General features: G+C 59.5%; 15 protein-coding genes. 12 read left to right on the top strand and 3 right to left on the bottom strand.

What is annotated here, in order from left to right:
• Positions 1-465: 465 nt before the first annotated feature.
• From GFC01_RS14860 to GFC01_RS14840, 5 genes are read left to right on the top strand one after another with little or no spacing between them, the layout of a single operon-like run.
• Positions 466-1,722 carry an ATP-binding protein gene (locus GFC01_RS14860; protein ID WP_152947954.1) on the top strand — a complete coding sequence of 419 codons (1,257 nt, stop codon included), beginning with the start codon at positions 466-468 and terminating at the stop codon, positions 1,720-1,722.
• Positions 1,723-1,746: 24 nt separating this feature from the next.
• Positions 1,747-2,058 carry an STAS domain-containing protein gene (locus GFC01_RS14855; RefSeq protein ID WP_341474020.1) on the top strand — a complete coding sequence of 104 codons (312 nt, stop codon included), beginning with the start codon at positions 1,747-1,749 and terminating at the stop codon, positions 2,056-2,058.
• 7 nt (positions 2,059-2,065) lie between these two features.
• Positions 2,066-2,791 (top strand): PP2C family protein-serine/threonine phosphatase, encoded by a 726-nt coding sequence (locus GFC01_RS14850; RefSeq protein WP_152947952.1) that lies wholly within the window; start codon positions 2,066-2,068, stop codon positions 2,789-2,791.
• Positions 2,781-3,092 (top strand): STAS domain-containing protein, encoded by a 312-nt coding sequence (locus tag GFC01_RS14845; protein WP_341474019.1) that lies wholly within the window; start codon positions 2,781-2,783, stop codon positions 3,090-3,092. Before GFC01_RS14850 ends, GFC01_RS14845 begins: the two co-directional genes overlap by 11 nt.
• 15 nt (positions 3,093-3,107) lie before the next feature.
• A complete protein-coding gene (locus GFC01_RS14840) occupies positions 3,108-4,991 on the top strand; it encodes a DUF342 domain-containing protein (protein WP_152947951.1) in 1,884 nt (627 codons plus the stop codon).
• Between the two features lie 289 nt (positions 4,992-5,280).
• Here the strand turns inward: GFC01_RS14840 and GFC01_RS18830 are convergent, their stop codons facing one another.
• Positions 5,281-5,532 (bottom strand): hypothetical protein, encoded by a 252-nt coding sequence (locus GFC01_RS18830; protein WP_194174974.1) that lies wholly within the window; start codon positions 5,530-5,532, stop codon positions 5,281-5,283.
• Here GFC01_RS18830 and rfbD point away from each other — a divergent pair.
• From rfbD to murJ, 5 genes are all read left to right on the top strand, one after another.
• A complete protein-coding gene (gene rfbD, locus GFC01_RS14835) occupies positions 5,525-6,358 on the top strand; it encodes a dTDP-4-dehydrorhamnose reductase (protein ID WP_243137619.1) in 834 nt (277 codons plus the stop codon). The two genes, GFC01_RS18830 and rfbD, sit on opposite strands and share 8 nt — an antisense overlap.
• A gap of 86 nt (positions 6,359-6,444) precedes the next feature.
• On the top strand, positions 6,445-7,689 hold the full coding sequence (locus tag GFC01_RS14830) for a mannose-1-phosphate guanylyltransferase (protein WP_341474018.1): 1,245 nt from the start codon (positions 6,445-6,447) through the stop codon (positions 7,687-7,689).
• 79 nt (positions 7,690-7,768) lie between these two features.
• Positions 7,769-8,932, top strand: coding sequence for an outer membrane protein assembly factor BamB family protein (locus tag GFC01_RS20030; protein WP_152947948.1), 1,164 nt, complete (start codon positions 7,769-7,771; stop codon positions 8,930-8,932).
• Positions 8,933-8,996: 64 nt separating this feature from the next.
• Positions 8,997-10,664, top strand: coding sequence for an S-layer homology domain-containing protein (locus GFC01_RS14820; protein ID WP_152947947.1), 1,668 nt, complete (start codon positions 8,997-8,999; stop codon positions 10,662-10,664).
• 139 nt (positions 10,665-10,803) lie between these two features.
• Positions 10,804-12,462 (top strand): murein biosynthesis integral membrane protein MurJ, encoded by a 1,659-nt coding sequence (gene murJ / locus GFC01_RS14815; protein ID WP_341474017.1) that lies wholly within the window; start codon positions 10,804-10,806, stop codon positions 12,460-12,462.
• A gap of 98 nt (positions 12,463-12,560) precedes the next feature.
• Here murJ and GFC01_RS14810 read toward each other — a convergent pair whose 3' ends face one another.
• Positions 12,561-14,117 (bottom strand): DUF1015 domain-containing protein, encoded by a 1,557-nt coding sequence (locus GFC01_RS14810; RefSeq protein ID WP_152947946.1) that lies wholly within the window; start codon positions 14,115-14,117, stop codon positions 12,561-12,563.
• Between the two features lie 172 nt (positions 14,118-14,289).
• The gene (locus tag GFC01_RS14805; protein ID WP_341474016.1) at positions 14,290-14,610 is read right to left on the bottom strand and encodes a nucleotide pyrophosphohydrolase; all 321 of its coding nucleotides are present in this window, start codon (positions 14,608-14,610) and stop codon (positions 14,290-14,292) included.
• 176 nt (positions 14,611-14,786) lie between these two features.
• Here GFC01_RS14805 and GFC01_RS14800 point away from each other — a divergent pair, with 176 nt between their 5' ends.
• Complete coding sequence (locus GFC01_RS14800; protein ID WP_152947945.1) at positions 14,787-15,479, top strand: hypothetical protein; 693 nt, start codon at positions 14,787-14,789, stop codon at positions 15,477-15,479.
• A gap of 210 nt (positions 15,480-15,689) precedes the next feature.
• Positions 15,690-16,268, top strand: a complete 579-nt coding sequence (hpt, locus tag GFC01_RS14795) for a hypoxanthine phosphoribosyltransferase (RefSeq protein WP_152947944.1) — start codon at positions 15,690-15,692, stop codon at positions 16,266-16,268.
• Positions 16,269-16,298: the final 30 nt, after the last annotated feature.

Genomic DNA, 16,298 nt, shown 5'->3' with positions numbered 1-16,298 from the left:
GTAAAAGATGGGGGTTTGAGAAAAAATGAAAAAGTTCCTTGTTAAATCTTCTGTTCGGGGGGGGGGGTAACCTGTTCACATCTGGCCCTGCTTATTATGCCGTTAAACAACCCTTTTGGGGTTCCTCCTCTCTGCTTCTCTCTTCCCTGGTTCCTCCTTTTGCGTTCCCCACCCCTGTCTTGTATCCGCAATCATTATTCCCATAAGAAATTGTCCTCATGGGGTTTTTCACCATTTCCATGATAGAGGTGCTTCCATGAAGTCCACACTCTTGTTTACGCTGCTCGAGTACTGGTCCAAGTCGACCTGCCTGCATCCTCAGCGCGTGGCTTTTCGCCGGCCCCGGAGAGCCGCGGCAGAGCCGCCTAATGCCTGAGACATTATCGAGATAAGGTCATCCTGCGGCCAATATTCTGAAAGGAAATATAGCCGGGAGGAGCTGACAGGCAGAAGGGTGGTGAAAAAATGCGACGTTGTCTTGAATGCGCAAAAACAGAACCGGACCGCCATTGTGTGGAATGCCATTACTTTATTCAACCGGGCCCCCTTCGCCGGGTGCCTTCGCCGCCTGTCCGGGTATTGCTGGAAGATGAGCATGGCAGGCAGTATCCGGCCCGCATCCTGGCACTAAATACAACGGAGTTCGGGCTGGAAACGAAAGCTCCTCTTCCGGGCCGGTATGTAATCAGGCTGCAGGAAAGCCTGTGGGTCGAGGTGGCCGGAGTACCGTTCAAAGGGAAAAACAACGTCCATGTTTTTGATATCCTGTGTGTCCACCGGAAGCGGGGGACTGCCCGCCGTCTTAGCAGGGAGGAGTATCAGTTGCTGGCCGGAAGCGCCGGCGAACTAATACAGGAGATTTCCCGGCACTTGCCGGAGCACCTTCAGGATCTGGTCAGGGAGAAACTGCTGGCTGAGGTGGAGAAATCCGAACTAATTAACGCTCTTAAGGTGGGGAAGGTGATGAAATATGAAGGGGGGCGCTTTCGCTACCTTTCAGGCCAGGCTGACCTGGACCTGCCCATGGAAGAAGCGGAAAAACTGATGCACCAGGCTATCCGCCAGGCCGAACACCGGCGCGAGGTGATCATTAGCGCCGACGGGCAAAAGGTGTTTGACCTTCACGGCGTACCGTTCGACCACAGGAGCGGTGGACTGCTGGCCTTTGACATCACCGGGGTGATTGAAAAGGAGAGAAAGATGCACCAGCAGGAGATGCGGATATACCGGGAGGCCATAGCGGCGGTAACGGGGTGGCGGCTACACCTGGTGAATGGTGAAGAGATGGGAAAGGTGGTCTCAGAAGGTATAGAACTGGCCAGGGGTGAGGTCCGACAGAACCATGACATTCCGGAAGCCCGCCGGGCAATGCGGGAAGCCTTGCCTGTTCTCGACAGCCGCAGGCAGCATGCGATTGTCTTGTGCTTGACGGAGGCGCTGGCCAATGCTCTCAAACATGCAGGGGGCGGTTGCTGGCAAGCCAGGCAGTCAGGGGACACCGTCAGGATTATTGTGCAGGACCGGGGCCCGGGAATCAAAACCAGCGAATTGGCCCGGGCAACGCTGATGCAACATTATTCAACCAAGAATTCCCTGGGGTGTGGATTTACCCTGATGCTCTACTATACGGACCACCTCTACCTTAATACAGGACCGTCAGGTACCGCCCTGGCCCTGGACTTTGGCGTTGTGCCGGTAGATAGGTTAAAACAAGACCATTGAAGGAAGGTGATGTTATTGCTGAAAGTGGATGTTTGCGTTGCCCGGGGGGTGTGCCGGCTGGTGCTGAGCGGTGAATTGGACGTGGAAACGGTAGCGCAGTTGCAAGAAGTTGTTGGGAAAGTGGGAGAACACACGCTGGAAGTTGACCTGTCGGGCGTTTCTTTCGTTGATTCCACCGGTCTGAAAAGTTTGCTGGACATTAACAACGACTGGCGGCAAAAAGGAGGCCGGATACTGATTTTAAGGCCGCAACCCGATGTGGCGGAGGTGATGCGGCTGGTAGGGCTGGACAGGCTCCTGGCGCAAAACACCGCTCCGGGCGGAGAAGAGAGGTAGGGGCAGGATGGGAGAAGTGATTAGAGGGAATGGGAAAATACTAAGGGCTTACGGGTTGGAAGTCAGTGGGTGTAGCCTGCCTGCCGAACAGGTCGGGGGGGATTTTTTTGAGTTTATTTCCTGTGACGAGAGAACCGTGTTTGCCGTAATCGGAGACGTAATGGGCAAAGGATTCCATGCGGCCCGGCTGATGGAAACAATCCGCCATATGCTCCGGGAGTGTATCAGGATTAATCCCCATCCTCCGGAGGTGGTGCGCCGGTTAAACAGGGTGGGAGGGGATGAACTGCGGAAATGCGGGGCTTTTGCCACCCTGTGCCTGCTGTGTTACGACGGGATAGCTGGACGCCTCTCCTGTGTCAATGCAGGGCATCACCCTCCCCTCCTTCTATCTGACGGCAAGGTGAAAGTGGCCCGGTGCCGGGGAGTCGCCCTGGGCCTGTTGGAAGATTACCATGGGTCAGGGGTGGAGGAATTTTTTCTTGTCGACGGAGATGCGGTGGTGCTGTATACCGATGGACTTGTGGAGGCCTGTGGTCCGGGCGAGCAAAGGTACGGACAGGAGCGATTGATGAAGACAGTTCGCCTTCAGAATGGCGCTGATGCAGACAGGATGAGACAAAACATTTTATCTGACCTGGAGACATTTACCCGCGGTTTTTCCCAAAAGGATGACGTGACACTGGTCGTTATGAAGGTAACGGGAAAGGGAGGTCAAAGGGGTGGAGATTAGAGTCCGGCAAAAGAAAGGGATGGTAATCCTGGAGGTGGAGGGCGAACTGGATTTCAGCAACGTGGAGCAGTTGCAACAGGAAATTCAGCGACGGCCGGAGGAAGTGGTGGAGATAGATCTGCAGGGACTTCGGTTCATAGACTCTTCCGGGGTGGGAATGCTCCTGAGTCAGGTCAGACACCTGTACAAGCAGGGGCGCACCCTGAAAATTGTTCACATCCCCGATTTTATTCGAGAAGACCTGGAAGTGATAGGTTTTTTTCAGGTACTGGAAGTTCTTAAGGCAAATTCCAACGCTTAGCAGGAGTGATTTCTTATGAAATATAAAGAAGAGACTACCCGGGGCTCCCCCGCAGCAACAGCGAGTGCAGTGGACAATGCTTTTCCGGACGGAGAAGCAGTGGGTCCATATGCTTTTGTGAAACAGGGGCGCCTTGTTGTCCGGCACCGGCCGGAGGGACCTTACCCGGTGGTGGTACCTTGCCCGGGGGTAAGGCTCATTGTTAACGGCCGGGAGTGCACTCAACCCACCCCCGTATCCATGAAAGATACGGTGCGGATGGAAACGGTGGAAGAGCGTAGAGAAGGGGAATGGTCCGTGTCCGTTTCTTCCGATGGTCTACAGGCGATATTGCGAACGCGCCCTGCGGTGGTAGTTCACCGGGAACTGCCGGATCTCCCGCCCGCCAGGATACTACAACTGGCGGTAGTGGACCGGGAAGAACGTTTTCCACCACTTACCAAGGACGAACTATTGCGGGAGTTGTCCCGGCTGGGGATTAACTATGGTGTAGACTGGGAAGCATGCTCTCGCGGTGTTACCTCCTGCACTGAAGAGGAGGTGATTATCGCCCGGGGTATTCCTGCAGAACCGGGAAAAGACGGCCGGGTGGAATTGCTTTTTTCTTCCAATTCCAAGGTGCCGGTACCGGCGGGGGAAGACGAAGCGGTGGATTTCCGGGAACGCTATGTTTTTACTTCGGTGGAGGCGGGAGACGTCCTGGCTGTCAAACACCCGCCTGAGCCGGGACGTCCCGGCACCAGCGTCAAGGGTGAGGTAATTGTGCCGCCGTCGCCCCGGGACTTCATCCTTTCGGCAGGCGAAGGAGCGGTGCTTACCAGGGATGGTGACCGGGCCGTAGCGGCCCGGGCTGGACGTCCCGTGGCCTCCCGCTGGAGCGACCTGGTGAGTGTGAGCGTATTGCCTGAGCTGGTGCATGCCGGTGACGTGGACCTTGCTTCAGGTAACATTGTCTTTAAAGGAGATATCCTGATTGCCGGAAATGTGGCGGAAGGGATGGTGGTAGAAGCGGGCGGGAATGTCAGGGTGGGAGGGTTGGTCTCCGGAGCGAGGGTTCAAGCCACGGGGTCCGTCCTGATCCGGATGAATATCCTGTCATCGGTGGTAATCGCGGGAGGAGTTCCTGCTTTCCTGCAAGGAATGTTGCCCCAGGTTCATACCCTGGCGGCCGGTTTGCAGGAGATGACCATGGCTATCCGGCAGCTACTGGGTCACCCGGCGTTCAAGCAGGGCGATCTCAAACGCGGTATCGGCCCCCTGGTAAGATTGCTGCTGGAAGGGAAGTTTCGCCATCTTCCCGCTGCCGCCAGTACCTTCAAGAAGCAGGTTAAAACCATGCCCCCGGGAATGGCCGCTGAAGGCCTGGAAGAGTTTATCCGGGAAGTCGAACGGGTGCTGGTTAGTTCCCCTCTGGCTGTGCGTGACCTCCGGGAACTCGAAACACTGGCCCGGCGAGCCGGGGAATGGGAACAGACCTTTGCGTCCCCGCCGTCCGCGGAAAGTGATGTGGTGGCGTCAAGCATCCACAATTCTACCGTTATAGCTACCGGCGATGTCCGGGTGGTGGGGAGTGGTTGTTATAATTCCCGGGTCCAGACTGGCAAGAAGGTGACTGTATCCGGGGTATTTCGCGGTGGCGAGATACAGGCTGGCGGGGATGTGCATGTGGGCGAACTGGGGTCCAGAGGTGGGGCCACAACCAGGGTGGTGACCGGCCCGTCAGCCGTGGTTACCGTGGGATATGTCTTTGAGAACACTTCTATTGTGGTGGGGGGCCGGGTTTGTCGTTTTAACAGGGAGGGAAAAGGCATCCGCCTCTGGTTGGATAAAGAAGGAAACATCAGCTCCAAGGGAATTCCAGCCTGGGAAATTGCAGATCTGCCGCAAAACCGTCGCTGATTCCGTTGGATTACCAGCAATAACGGCCACGAAGATCTGATCTGGCGCACCTTAACGGGTGGTTGTGTCCAATACGGGCCGGTCTGCCCGGCAAAATCCACGAGCACCTTCTCCCCGGTGCGGTGGGTCTGGTGCATGACGTCAAGTTTCCGGCACCACCGCCGGTAACGCTCACAAAAATGGCTGTACCGATAGCCGTCGGGGTGGTTTCCTTGTATTCGAACCATAGAAGTCATTGGTGGTCGAATTGCCAGAGCGGCCCGCTTTGCAGCTTCCTGCACTCGTGCTTTTACATTTCCATGAAAATAGCCGGCGGGTTGGTAGAGGTTTTTACAGCTTCCTGCAGAATAATTAAATGGTTTCCGTGCTGGTAAAGCGCGGGGAAAACAGCCGTAAGAAATGCCGGGCAAATCAAATCATGGAAAGGAGCGGAAGCCCGGTCACGGGAGGCCGGTTTACAAACCCAATTAATCGTCAGGTTTTGTAAACTTTCTCGAACCGGGCAAAAAATGACCATATACAGGAAGCGAATATTGATCACCGGCGCCGCCGGCATGCTGGGGCAGGCGGTGGCGGTTGAATTTCAAAGGCGGGGGGATGAGGTGCTGCCCCTGACCCGGCGGGAACTGGACATAACCGATTTTGCTGCCGTGCGCAGTGCCCTGTGGCATTTTAGACCCCACGTGGTGGTCAACTGCGCCGCCTATACCAATGTGGACGGGGCGGAAGGCGACTACCGCCAGGCCCTGCTGGTCAACGGCCTGGGACCCCGCCACCTGGCCCTGGCCTGCCGGGAAATGGACGCAGATCTGGTACATATCAGCACCGACTACATTTTTGACGGCAGCAACCCCGTGCCATACGGCATTTTCGACCCGCCGGACCCCATCAATGCCTACGGCCGGAGCAAGCTGTGGGGAGAGCAGTCTGTGGCGGCGGCCGGGGGGCGTTATTATATCGTCCGGACCAGCTGGCTCTTCGGGCCGGGAGGCAAAAATTTCGTGGATACCATACTGCGTACCGGCCGGGAGAAGGGGGAGGCCCGGGTGGTGAACGACCAGCGGGGCTGCCCCACATGCACGGTGGACCTGGCCCGGGCACTGGCCGACCTGGCAGCCACCGGCTGTTACGGCACCTACCACGTGACCAACAGCGGCAGCACCACCTGGTACGATTTCGCGGCGGCGTCCCTTGCCATGGCCGGATTTAAGGTCAGGCTGAGCCCCTGTACCACGGCCGAATTCCCCCGCCCGGCGAAAAGACCCGCCTGCTCCATGCTGGACCCCTTTCCCCTGAAGGAAACCATTGGCTATCTGCTGCCGCCCTGGGAGGACGCCCTGCAGCGGTATTTGTCCCGGGTGACCTGACACTGGGACGACTATATATTAATGTGGAAGGCTTATGAAAAGAAACTCGAAAAATACAAGAAACAGGCCAGACCGGAGGGATGTTAGTGTTTTTTGCCGTGATTATGGCCGGCGGGACGGGGCAGCGCTTCTGGCCCCTTTCCCGGCGGGACAGGCCGAAACAGTTCCTCTCCTTGGTGGGGGAGCGCACCATGCTGCAGCTGACCTTTGACCGCCTGGCCGGGCTGGTGCCGCCGGAAAGGGTGCTGGTGATCACCGGGGCCGGCTATGTGGACACCGTCCGGGAGCAGTTGCCGGAACTGCCCCCGGAAAACATAGTGGCCGAACCCTGCGGCCGGGATACGGCCGCTGCCGTGGGCCTGGGTGCCCTGCATGTTTTGCGCAAGGATCCCCGGGGAGTGATGGCGGTATTGCCCGCCGACCACTATATCGCCCATGTGCGGCGTTTCCAGCAGGTGCTGCAGGCGGGGGTATCCCTGGCCGCGGATGGACGGTGGCTGGTGACCATGGGCATCACCCCCACCCGCCCGGATACGGGTTACGGATACATATGTCAGGGTGAACTGCTGGCAGAAGGGCCGGAAGTGCCGGTCTACCGGGTGGAGAAATTTCTGGAAAAGCCGGCCCTGGACAGGGCCCGGCAGTTCCTGGCGGAGGGCCGGTACCTCTGGAACAGCGGTATGTTCATCTGGCGGGCGGATTTAATCTACCGGTTAATCGACGAAAACCTGCCGTCCCTGGCGGCCGGCCTGGCGGAAATCGGCCGGGCCATGGGAATTAACGCCCCCGGCCGGGACGGGGAACCGGCTGCGGCAGGGGAAGAGGGGTCACCGGCATTCCCTGAAACCCCGCCACCGGCGGATAACAGGGCAGCCGGTAATAGGACCGGCGCCATAACCGGAAGCAAAGGGTCTGGCGTAAAAACAGTACAGGAAGCCGGCGCTGCGGTGGATTTCTATAACAAAGTAATATCCCGGGTATATCCGGAACTGCCGAAGGTGTCCATAGACTACGGGGTCATGGAGAAGGCCGCCAACGTGCTGGTTCTGCCCGGTGACTTCGGCTGGGACGACGTGGGCTCCTGGCCGGCCCTGGAGCGGTGCCGGGAGGCGGAGGAAAACGGCAACATCATCGAAGCCAGGGGGGTGTTCCTGGAAACCCGCAACAGCATCATCCATGCCCCGGGCCGGCTGGTGGCCACCCTGGGGGTGGAGGACCTGGTGGTGGTGGACGACGGGGAGTGCCTGCTGGTGTGCCACAAGGACCGGGCCCAGGAGCTGAAGCGCCTCACCGCCGCCCTGCAGGAAGCCGGCCTGGACCACGCCCTGTAGAATCAGCCGTGGCTTCAGTTCCGGCAACCGCCAACCGATAAGTTTATTAGAGGTGGTTGGAGTGGGTGGAGCAAAGAAAGTGTTACCGCATAAAAATCTTTTGGCGCTGCTGGCCTTTGGGCTCATCTGTCTGTACGGCCCTTTTCCCGCCATGGCCGCGCCGAAACTGGTGGACTATTCCGCCCGGAGCCAGGAGGGCAAGCCGGCGCGGATTATCTGGCAGTTGACCGGCGTCGGCCGTCTGTCTTCCGATATGATGAGCGGCACCAACGGCCTTTTATACCTGCCCGTGGGCAGCAAACTGGTGGCGGTGGATACCGGCGGCCGGGTGGTATGGGAGGCTCCCGGCCCGGCCGGGGGAAACATGGGCCGGCCGGTGTTCGGCCCCGCCGGGTCCCTGTTTTTGCCCGGCACGTCCGCGGTGCAGGAAATAAAAGTGAATGGGGCGGCCGGATGGAGTTTCAGCATCTACCAGAACTCCCGGGGAAGCGGGCCCGCCCCGCTGTGCGCCGGACCCGGCGGTCTGTTGTACCTGCCCCTGCCAACGGCCCTGTATGCCGTGGATGGGCAGGGCCGCTATATGTGGGCATTATTGCACTGGGATACGGACGATCTTTTCCGCAGCATACCCGTCAAGGATCGGGTGATGGTCGATTGTACCGGCGATAACAGGGCGATCTACGCAGTTTTTGGGCGGCGCCAGGGCGGATATGCCCTGGTGGCCGTGGACAACGACGGCCACATCCTCTGGCGTTACTGGTTGGCGAACGCCAAAGAGGTTCATCTGGTTGTAAAAGAGGGGACATTGTATGCAACGGTGAACCCGTCCAGGATGGACCGGCTTAACAGGGGAAAGGTTTATGCCTTCCGGCCGGAGGACAACGGCCAGCCCGCCTGGAGCTACAGCCTGAATTTCGACGACCTGACAGGCCCGGTCCTTTCCATGGACAACACCCTTTATTTCTCTGCCGGGAAACGCATTTATGCCTTAAATGGCCACACGGGGACGGAATTATGGAGTCAGCAGCTTCTGGACCTCAATTCGCCACCGGCGGTGGACAGCAATAAAAAATTGATTTTTGCCGGCACGTCCGATAAACGCCTGCTGGCGATAAACGACCAGGGAAGACTGATCTGGGACCTGGAACTGGACGGGGCCATCAGCAGGGCGCCCCTGGTGGGCCCGGACGGCTACCTGTACGTGGTCACGGACAGGGGGAGCCTGTACAAGATAGAGGGGTAGGGCCGGCCGCCCTGTTCCCCGGGGCGGCAATATGGTCAAATAAATATCACACGGGGTGGGTCCATTGTTCCTGCCGGTTAAGCGATATTGTTTCCGGGCCGGTTTGGTGCTGGCAATGATGGTGATCATCACGGGGTTTCTTTTTGCCTTCCCATGTCTGGCGGCAGTTACCGGTCCCGGTTCCCCCGGAGGGGACCCCTTCAGCGACATCCGGGGTCACTGGGCGCGCCAACCCATCCTGCGCCTGGCCGCCCTGGACCTGATCCGGGGCTACCCCGACGGCACTTGCCGGCCGGATCGATCCCTCACCCGGCTGGAACTGGTGGCCCTGATCATGCGGGTGGGCGACTTCGAGAAGGCGGCGGCAGCAGCCGGGCGCCAGCAAACAAAGGCCCCCATCCAGACGGGTGCCGCCACCCCGGAAGACCGGCTCCCCCGGGCACCCTGGGGGCAGGATTCCCTTACCCTGGCGGTGCAAAAGGGGTTTCTGCCCCCGGAATGGGTGGCATCCTTTGATCCGGACGGGGAGGTAACCCGGGCCGAAACGGCCGCCCTGCTGGCCAGGAGTTTTTACCTGCCCCCGCCCGGGGAGGGTGGGGGCAACTCGCCGGCGCCGGCCGGTTTCCCCGATCTGGATCAAGCCCCCGCCGCCTACCGGCCGTATATTTCCGCCGTGGCTGCAGCCGGGGTGATGTCCGGATACCCCGACGGCACCTTCCAGCCCGAAAGGGTATTGAGCCGCGCGGAAATGGCGGCCATTCTTTCCGGGCTCCTGGACCGGAACTGGGTCAAGGTGCCGCCCGGCCGGCGGCTGGAAGGCTGGATCTCCGGTATAAGTACCGCACCGGGCCGGCAGGAGCTGGAATTGACCTCCCTTTCCGGTGTGCAGAAGCTGCGGGTGAACCCCGGCTGTCACTGCTTTGCCGGCGGGGTGGAATACCCGCTGGAGCAGTCCGGAAACCACCGGGCGGAAGTGATCCTGGATAATCGCCGGCAGGTGAGTTTTATCAACCTGCTGGAAGGGCGTACTACAGAAGGTAAAACCGAAAAGATGACGGGTTCCGTAAAATCGGTGGCCCTGGGGGAAGATAACCTGCTGGTTCTGAACGACCTGAACTGCGAGGATCATATTTTACCCCTGGCCTGGGACGCAGTGCTGGCGGGGAAGAATGCCCGGCAGGATTTCCGTTCCCTGAAAACCGGCGCTTTTGTGGATGTGGAACTGCAGGGCGGCATGGTGAAGAAAGTGACCCTGCTGGACACCAAAAAGATTTCCGGCACTGTGGGGATGCTTACGGGGAAAACCCTGACCTTCAAGGATGGTTACAGCCAGAAGGGCAGGCCGGACAGTTTCATCTACTGGGACCGGGCCAGGATAGTGGACAAGGACGACCGGCGGGCCGGGGGTATTCAGCGGGGGGACCGGGTGGAGATCACTTACGTGGACCCCATACCCGATGAAATTCAGGACGAACGGGTGCTGCAGATAAAAATAACTTCCCCCAACAAAACGAAGAAGCAGACCGGCGTGCTGCAGTCCATTGACACAGGGGACGCATACCGCATCGTCCTGCAAAAGGACCGGGAGTACGCCGTGGACCCGGCAGTGCGGGTAACGGACCTTAATAATCGGACCCTTTCCTTTTCCGACCTGAATGACTTTAAGGACCGGAATGTGGAGCTGGAGCTGGATGGGGCCAACGTGGTGGTATCCGTCCGCGTTCTGCAATGAGCCATGTGGCCGGAGTCAAAAGTGTAATTATGGGGGAAATACACCCTGCTGAAAATTATTCTTGCCCGGGATAACCCGGGCATGTTATCATTTCACCGGTGGAAAACCGGTAAATTACCAGGAGCCGCCGGCAGGAAGGGTGGGTAAAAAAATCAGCCCGTACCCCTTTGTTGGAGGTGTTACGGCACTGGAAGGTGAAAGACGCATCGCCCGGGACACGGCTGTGGTCGTGGGCGCCAACATATTGAGCAAGATTCTGGGTTTTGGCCGGGAGGCCGTTCTGGCGGCCGCCTTCGGGGCCAGCGCCGCCACCGATGCCTACCTGGTGGCGCTGATCATCCCGGTCCTTTTATTTGGCCTGGTGGGCAACACCATCACCACGGTGGGCATCCCCTTTTTCAGCGAATACATCCACCGGCCGGAAAAACGGGCTGAGCTGCCCGGGTTGATCTGGACCAGCTTCCACGCCTTCACCCTGACCCTGCTGGTCATCGCCCTCGCCGGTCTGCCGGCGGCGCCGTGGCTGGTGCACATCCTGGCCCCGGGGTTCGCTCCGGAACAGGCGGCCCTCACCGTACTGCTGGTGCGGATACTGCTGCCCATGGTGGTGATCATGGGGGTGGTGGGCTGGGCCCAGGGCGTGCTTAACGCCTGGCAGCATTTTGCAGCACCGGCCTTCATGGGCGTGCCCTACAATATCATTATGATCACCGGCATCCTGCTGGCCGGAGCCTGGGGCGGCATTGCCGGGGTGGCCTGGGCCACGGTGCTGGCCACCGTCAGCCAGTTCCTCATCCAGGTGCCGGCCCTGTACCGGCGGGGCATCACCTACCGGCCCATTTTCCACCGGCGGCATCCGGCATTAAAGAAAATGCTCTGGCTGTCCGTGCCGGTGCTCATCGGCGTGGGCGCCAACCAGCTGAATTTGATTGTGGACCGTATGCTGGCCTCCCTGCTGGCAGAGGGCAGCATTTCCGCCCTGACCTATGCCCAGCGGGTGCTCACCCTGCCCCAGGGCCTCCTGGCCCTGCCTCTGATCACTGTACTTTACCCCGCCCTGACGGAACGCATTGCCCTGGAGGACACCGCCGGCTTCCGTACGGGACTGGGCCGGGGCCTGACGGTACTGGCCTTTATGCTGCTGCCCATTACAGTGGGCACCATGGTCCTGCGGCAGGACCTGGTGCGGTTCATCTTCCAGCGGGGCGCCTTTGACGCCACCGACGCCTCCATGACCGCCACAGCGCTGCTCTTTTTTACGCCGGGCCTGCTCTTCCTGATGTGGCGGGAATTCTTAAGCCGCGCCTTTTACGCCCTGCAGGACACCGCCACGCCCATGTGGACCGGCCTGGCGGCGGTGGCGGTGAATATCACCCTGAACCTGCTCCTGATCCGCCCCATGGGCCTGGCCGGCCTGGCCCTGTCCACCTCCGCAGCGGCGGCGTTGGGCTGCCTGCTTTTGTTCTGGCTGCTGCGGCGGCGGCTGGGGCATATTGGCGGGAAGGCCCTTTTAGGGGAAACGTTACGTATAACCGCCGCTTCCCTGGTGATGGGTCTTTTGGTCTGGTGGCTGGATGAACGGGGGCTGGGGCTTTTGGGCTGGCCTGCCCCGGGGAAGGCCATGGGCGGCCTGGCCGGCTTTGTGCTGCAGGGCCTGCGCCTGGGCCTGGTAATCACGGCCGGGGGCATTATCTACTTCTTCAGCTGCCGCCTGCTGCGGGTGGGGGAAATGGGCTACGCCCTGAACCTGGTCCGGGGCGTGCTCAAGCGACTGATCCCCCGCCCGGCGGCGCGGTAGGGGAGGCTGTTATAGTGGGAGTTCCCCCCGGGAACTTACCCGCCGGATAGACAACATTAACAAGCTCCTGCACCCCCTGGCGCAGGAGCCTTTCATTTTTAATACAGTGGATTAATTACCAGCCCGGTGAGCAACTTCGGGTAAAAAAAGGTGGACTTCTGGGGCATCTTTTCCCCGGCGGCGGCCACGGCGGTCACTTCCTCCACCAGGGTGGGGTTTAAGAAAAAGGCCAGCTGGTAGCGGCCGTCGTCCACGGCCCGCAGCGCCCCCTCCTCCTCCCGGGTATAGGTGAGGTGGCTTTCCTTTTCCCTTTCCGCCCCGCCGATGCCCAAAACACCTTCCAGGATCAAATGATGCAGCACCGATACGTCCAGACCCTGCCAGGCGGCGGAACGTCCGGCCGGCATCAGACCGGGCAGTGCCCCTTCATCCCGCAGGGTCAGCAGGTAGAGCCGTCCCCGGCCGCAGTATAGGCCGAAGGCATGGCGGTGGGAGAGGGAACGTTCTCTGCGCCCGGGATCACCAGTAACGACGGATTCGCCGGCCTCTGGTTCTGCAGGCCGGTTTACCAGAGAGTCCGTACCGCCACCACAGCCCTTTTCTTGACCGGTGAAAGCAGCGGACCCGGTCTGGCCGTCTGCCGCGCAGCCCCCCCGGCCGGCCAGCTCCCTTAGAAACTCTCCAAAATGGCCATAACCGGGTGCCAGGGCAAAGGGTTCCACCACAAAATGTTCGCCTATCTTCTCCAGAAGTTCCTCCATATCCAGCCCATCCACATTTGCCACCAGGCGGTGGGTGGGCAGTATTACCAGCCCGGGATCGTAAAGGTTGACCAGGGTCATCATTATGTAGTCATAGGGCCCGTCACCCGCAAAGTTTCCTTCCTGTTCCCGCCTTTCCCGGGCATAGGCCAGGGCCGTTTCATAACGGTGGTGGCCGTCGGCGATGAATATGCGCCGGTCGGTCAGGGCCTGCTGCACCTGCTCAATCACAACCGGATCGGTGATCACCCACAGGCGGTGGTTGTGGCCGTATTCATCGGTAAAGGACACGTCCGGGGCGCGGCCGGTTTCCGGGGAGCATGTTCCTCCGGTACTGGCGCCGGTCACATCGTATTCTCCCGGAAAGGGCTGTGCGGCACCACAAACGGTGCCCCGGCGCAGCAGGTTGTCCACGGTCATTTCCGGATCGGCGTAAAGGCCGAAGACGGGGCTGAAGTTGGCCCGGCAGGCACGCATCAGGGCCAGGCGGTCAGCCTTGTGCCTGGGCAGGGTCTCCTCGTGGGGCAGCACCACACCCTTTTCATAGGGCTCCAGGCGCACGCCGCAGATCATGCCGCTGCGCACCAGCTGCCGCCCGCCGGTGGTAAATTCCTGCTCATAGAGGTACAGCGCCGGCGCCCTTTCCGCCGCCAGCACGCCCTTTTCCAGCCAGGCGGCAAAGTCGGCCGCCGCCCGGGTGTAGCGGTTGTTTTTTTCATCGTCTCCGGGATGGATCTTGCCGTACTCCAGGCGGATAATGTTAAATGGGTGACGGCGGTAGTACTCCTCCTGGGCCGCAGAGTCGATAACGTCGTAGGGCGGGGTCACCAGGTCGGCCATGGAGCCCACCCCCGGAGCATACCGCAGCCCCCGCAGGGGAATTATGCCGGCCAAAATTTATCACTCCCTAGCAAATAGTCATTGGTCGCCAGTCACCGGATTCAATCTGGAATTCGCCTGAGCGGATTCCAGACTTGACCGGCCTTTTATAAAAGATATTTCATCTTTCGTGGTGCCGCTGTCAACGGCAGGAAGCAAAATAAGTTAGTGCAACCGGTTCATTAATTTATCTCCCTTTCCTGGTCCAGCGGTTGCTGTCCCGCCGGCGGTATTTTTCCATCATGCGGCTGAAGGCCTCTTCCAGATCGATGCCCAGGGAGTTGGCGTAGCAAACGATAATAAACAGTACGTCGGCCAGCTCCAGGGCCAGATCCCCCGGCGGTTCGCCGGGCTTTTTCGGCTTTTGCCCGTACAGGTGATTGACCTCCCGGGCCAGTTCGCCCACCTCTTCGGTGAGGCGGGCCAGCATGGACAGGGGATGCCAGTATCCCTCCTCAAACTGGCTTATCCAGCGATCCACTTCCTGCTGCATTTCCTTGATCTGCACCTGTAACCTCTCCCGTTTGCCCGTTGTCCCTTACCTCTGCCATTATACCTTACGGAACCGGTGGTGAAAAGGGTCAACGGCAACTAATCCACCAAAACCATATTTCCATATCCGGTCATATTTTCCACGAAGGGATCATAGTTTTTTTGCAGCAAGAATAATGAGGTGAGGCATATATGGTGGAGCCCCGCTGGCTGATCCTGCGTAAAACACACCTGCTGGCCCTGGTGGGAATAATCCTGCTTTTGCTGGCCCTCTGGGGGTTGGCCGGCCATTTCTCCCGGAAGCCGCAGATAGCCCCGGAGCAGCTGCTGGCCGAGTCCCTGGGAAAAACCGCAACCAGTAAAAGTTTCCGCTATCAAATGGAAGCCCGCCTGGGGGACGGGGGCATGCTCACCCGCATTGACGGGGAACGGGTGGCTCCCGACCGGGTACATATCAAGGGCACCATGTACAATAACCCGGTGGAGTTTATCCAGGTGGGGGACAAAACCTATATGCGGGACCTGTGGACGCAAAAGTGGCTGACCCTGGAGGGAAACCGGCTGGCCCAGTCGGAGCTGTTTGTCACCGAGTTCAACCCCCTGGGGTTTTTGAAATTTAAGGACGCTCCGGGCATCCGTTACCGGGGCAGGGAAAAATTAAAGGAAGGGCAAATGCTGGTGCTGGAGTGCCATCCCCTCATCGACAACACCTACCTGGAGGTTAAATACACCGATTATTTCTGCAAGCTGTGGATCGACCCCGCCGACCACCGCATCCGCCAGGCGGTGCTGGAGGCCAGAGGCCCCGGGGACAAAACGTCCCTTTCCGTGGGCTTGAAGTTGTGGGATTTCGACCGGCCCCTGGAAATCAAGCCGCCGGTTTAAACGGCCGGAACGCAGGCGGGCGGGATTTCCAACCCCCGGTTTGCAGATCGTGAAAAACCGGAGGGAAACCGGAGCAGGCGCCAGCAGGACCGGTCTCAAGGGTGCAGTCTTGACGCCCGGTTCCGTTCCCTGGTATAATTTTGTCGGTTAAGTTGCGCAGCAGTGCGGCTGCATTTTTATTTTTCGACCATTACGGGGAGTGATTTTAGTTTGCACAACGACACGGAAAGGGTGCTGCTCACCGAACAGGAAATTGCGGCCAGGGTGCGCCAGCTGGGTGAGGAAATCTCCCGGGATTACGCCGGTAAAGAGCCCCTGGTGGTAGGCATACTAAAGGGAGCGGTTATTTTTATGGCCGACCTGGTGCGCTGCTTGAGCATACCGGTTAGAATGGACTTCATGGCCGTCTCCAGCTACGGCGCTTCCAGCCAGTCCTCGGGGGTGGTGCGCATTTTAAAGGATCTGGAACACAACATAGGGGGCATGGACGTGCTGCTGGTGGAAGACATAGTGGACACCGGCCTGACCCTGAACTACCTGCGGGAAAACCTGCTCACCCGGGGACCGGCCAGTTTAAAAATCTGCACCCTGCTGGACAAGCCCGGCCGGCGCCGGGTGAATGTGCCGGTGGACTACAACGGCTTTATCATTCCCGACGAGTTCGTGGTGGGCTACGGCCTGGACTACAACGGACGCTACCGCCACCTGCGGGATATCATGATCCTGAAGCGGGAGGTGTACACCGCGAAAGAAGATAATGAGAATTGCCCGGCGGATGACGGCTCGTGAGCAAGACAATGGGGTGTCAATGTAAATTCA

The sequence above is a fragment of the Desulfofundulus thermobenzoicus genome (genome assembly GCF_009428905.1).
GTDB classification, from domain to species: Bacteria; Bacillota; Desulfotomaculia; order Desulfotomaculales; family Desulfovirgulaceae; genus Desulfofundulus_A; species Desulfofundulus_A thermobenzoicus.
The sequence above is the reverse complement of the archived record's forward strand: the minus strand, read 5'-3'. Positions and strand labels throughout refer to the sequence as shown.